This is a genomic window from Ewingella sp. AOP8-B2-18 (assembly GCF_052376015.1).
Taxonomy (GTDB): domain Bacteria; phylum Pseudomonadota; class Gammaproteobacteria; order Enterobacterales; family Enterobacteriaceae; genus Ewingella; species Ewingella allii.
The window spans coordinates 1-3721 of record NZ_JBQSVB010000040.1; the positions used below are offsets into that span (position 1 = coordinate 1).

Here is a 3721-nt window from a genome sequence, read left to right on the forward strand (position 1 = left end):
CGCACCTGGCAGGGCTGGCTGTATCTGGCAGTGGTCATCGATCTCTTCGCCCGTAATGTGGTGGGCTGGTCGATGAAACCAACACTGTCGAGCGAGCTGGCACTGGATGCGTTGATGATGGCGGTCTGGCGGCGTAAGCCTTCAGAAAACGTCATTGTGCACAGCGATAGTAATAATGCCGATGTCAGTCTTTACCACCACTTAGTTTGCCGTTTAACCAGATTGGTGTGATTACTGATGCAGTGAAGACCTTCCCGCATCCTGACTCACACAGCGATCGACCTTTTGTGTCCTGCCCTGGACCCGTCGGTTGCCGGAAGCGCCTTCATGCGAGGCATCTCCTCACCGATGCGCGTGACTCAAGAAGGGCCTGACGGCTTGTCTCGTTACTGTCCTGTCCGGGTTATCTGTCTGGAGATTCAACTCTGTTTCCTCACAGGAGCTCTGTCATGGTTGATAAAGTTACCGAAGCTGCCGTTGTGGGTGGCGTGGATACACATAAAGATTTGCACGTTGCCGCTGTCGTAGATCAGAACAATAAAGTCCTTGGGACTCAGTATTTCTCCACAACACGACAAGGTTACCGGCAGATGCTGGCATGGATGACCTCGTTTGGGACATTAAAGCGAATTGGTGTTGAGTGCACAGGTACCTATGGTTCCGGTTTGCTTCGTTATTTTCAGAACGCCGGGTTAGAAGTTCTTGAGGTGACTGCTCCAGACCGGATGGAGCGACGCAAACGGGGTAAAAGTGACACAATTGATGCTGAATGTGCCGCTCATGCAGCATTCTCAGGCATCAGGACAGTTACTCCCAAAACGCGTGATGGCATGATTGAGTCCCTGCGGGTATTAAAAACTTGCCGAAAAACAGCAATATCAGCCCGCAGAGTCGCTCTCCAGATTATCCATTCAAATATTATCTCTGCCCCGGATGAATTACGTGAACAGCTCAGAAATATGACGCGCATGCAGCTCATCAGGACCCTGGGTTCCTGGAGACCTGATGCCAGTGAATACCGCAATGTAACCAACGTTTATCGCATTTCATTAAAGTCCCTTGCCCGACGCTATCTCGAGTTACATGACGAAATCGCTGATCTGGATGTCATGATTGCGGCAATTGTCGACGAGTTGGCACCTGAGCTGATTAAACGTAATGCTATCGGATACGAAAGCGCTTCACAGTTGCTGATCACTGCCGGAGACAATCCTCAACGGTTAAGATCAGAATCAGGATTTGCGGCACTGTGTGGTGTCAGCCCGGTCCCCGTTTCTTCTGGAAAAACGAACCGTTACCGACTTAATCGTGGTGGAGATCGTGCTGCAAATAGTGCACTTCACATCATCGCCATCGGACGCTTACGAACTGACGCAAAAACAAAGGAATATGTCGCCAGGCGTGTAGCCGAAGGACATACAAAAATGGAAGCGATACGCTGTCTAAAGCGATATATCTCCCGCGAAGTTTACACGTTACTGCGCAATCAAAACAGGCGGATCAACAGTATCCCGATAACAGCTTGACTCTTAGAAGGGCGTCCAGGGTAGTCAGTATGGCAGTGATGACTGGCAGCGGTTCTGCCGGGCCAACAATCTGGCGCCAAGCATGAGCCGTCGCGGCAACTGCTGGGATAATGCAGTGGCAGAATCGTTCTTCAGTTCACTCAAAAAAGAGCGCATCAGGAAGCGGATATATAAAACCCGGGACATGGCCCGGGCGGATATTTTCGATTACATTGAAGTGTTCTACAACCGCAACCGACGCCACAGCCACCTCGGTGGCGTCAGCCCGGAGGCCTTCGAAAAGGCCTCGCCGTGAGGACAGAAACTGTCTACCGGAGCGTGGTCACTCCATTAAGATGGCTTAAAGAGAGGTGCCCATGAGCGGTAAGCGTTATCCCGAAGAGTTTAAAACTGAAGCAGTCAAACAGGTTGTTGATCGCGGTTATTCTGTTGCCAGCGTTGCAACACGTCTCGATATCACCACCCACAGCCTTTACGCCTGGATAAAGAAGTACGGTCCGGATTCTTCCGCTAATAAAGAACAGTCAGATGCTCAGGCCGAGATCCGCCGTCTCCAGAAAGAGCTGAAGCGGGTTACCGACGAACGGGACATATTAAAAAACTGTCCATGGGTGAAACCCCGTCCTGAGTCTCAGAAACTCCCCGGAAAAGTTGGCAGGCTAATTTAGCGAAGGAAGCAGCCGTCGGCCTTTTGGTGGTATGACCCCGTAAAAAAACATGGTTCAGGGACTGTGGCGGATCCGGCAGTGGTGACTTTGATCCCGTTCAGGAAGGTGATTTCTCCGTCGTCCCCTCCTTCGTTCATCGAAAAATGAGCAAGGAGATTTCCATGAAAAAATCCTCCCGAATGTCTGTTATCCATCCTCATGCTGCGGGCGTTGATATTGGCGCTGAATTCCACGTAGTCGCCGTTCCACCGGATGCTGACGCCGAGCCGGTCAGAACTTTTCAAAGTTTCACTGGCGACCTTCATCGGATGTCCGACTGGCTCAAAACCTGTCACATTACGACCATTGCCATGGAGTCCACTGGCGTTTACTGGTTGCCTGCTTTTGAGATCCTTGAGGCTGCGGGTTTCAATGTGATCCTTGTTAATGCCAGAGACGCAAAAAATGTTCCCGGTCGCAAGACTGATGTCAATGACGCACAGTGGCTGCAGAAGCTGCATTCATTTGGCCTTCTTCGGGCCAGTTTCAGACCTGAACACGACATTTCCGTACTCAGGTCTTATTTGAGACAACGGGAACGCCTGACTGAATACCGGGCTGCTCATATCCAACATATGCAGAAGGCGTTGATGCAGATGAATGTTCAATTGCATCATGCCGTATCGGATATTACTGGCGTTACCGGTCTTTCAATCGTCAGAGCTATTGTCAGTGGTGAGCGCGATCCTTCAGTATTGATCCAGTATCGTGATGTCAGATGTAAAAAGACGCCAGAGGTTCTTCAACAGGCACTGACAGGGAACTGGCAGCCTGAACATCTTTTTGCACTTGAACAGTCGGTGGCATTTTTCGATTTTTACCAGGAAAAAATCCGTGAGTGTGATGATCAAATCGAAACTTCATTATTGCAGCTCAGCACCGGAACTGAAGAGCCTGAAGGAGTATTGCCCTCCGCCAGACATCGTACAAAACAGCCCAATCAGCTTTCCTTTGATGTCAGGCCATTACTCTGGAAAATTACCGGAGCAGACCTGACACAGATACATGGGTTCGGACCTTATCTGGCACTAAAATTCGTTGCCGAATGCGGTACTGACATGAATCGCTGGCCGGATGCGAGCCATTTTACCTCGTGGCTGTGTTTGTCCCCGGGGAATAAGATCTCCGGTGGAAAAGTACTGTCCTCGAAAACACGGCGTTCATCCAGTCGAATTGCTGCTGCACTAAGACTGGCAGCCACAACAATTGGCCGGAGCGATACAGCGCTGGGTGCTTTTTATCGTCGATTATCATCCCGTATCGGGAAAGCAAAAGCAGTCACTGCAACGGCAAGAAAACTGGCAATACTGTTCTACAATGCCCTTAAATACGGTCAGAAATATGTCGATCCTGGCGCGGATTATTATGAAGAGCGCTACCGTAATCGCGTACTCGACGGGCTTAAACGAAGGGCAAAATCACTGGGTTACTCTCTCCAGCAAGATCCCGAGTTATGCGTGTGAACCGGGAGTTTCTCAGGAAAGCCGC

Annotated in this window: 2 protein-coding genes and 3 pseudogenes; all 5 read left to right on the top strand. The window is 50.4% G+C overall.

Going from position 1 to position 3721, the window contains the following annotated elements:
* Positions 1 to 225 (top strand): annotated as a pseudogene (locus ACT3RR_RS22930) (DDE-type integrase/transposase/recombinase); the annotation flags it as partial.
* A 224-nt stretch (positions 226 to 449) separates the two neighbouring features.
* Positions 450 to 1526, top strand: coding sequence for an IS110 family RNA-guided transposase (locus ACT3RR_RS22935; protein ID WP_000227969.1), 1077 nt, complete (start codon positions 450 to 452; stop codon positions 1524 to 1526).
* A gap of 16 nt (positions 1527 to 1542) precedes the next feature.
* Positions 1543 to 1821: pseudogene (locus ACT3RR_RS22940) on the top strand (IS3 family transposase); the annotation flags it as partial.
* Positions 1822 to 1882: 61 nt separating this feature from the next.
* Positions 1883 to 2125: pseudogene (locus ACT3RR_RS22945) on the top strand (transposase); the annotation flags it as partial.
* 230 nt (positions 2126 to 2355) lie between these two features.
* The gene (locus ACT3RR_RS22950) at positions 2356 to 3696 is read left to right on the top strand and encodes an IS110 family RNA-guided transposase (RefSeq protein ID WP_008786676.1); all 1341 of its coding nucleotides are present in this window, start codon (positions 2356 to 2358) and stop codon (positions 3694 to 3696) included.
* Positions 3697 to 3721 lie beyond the last annotated feature (25 nt).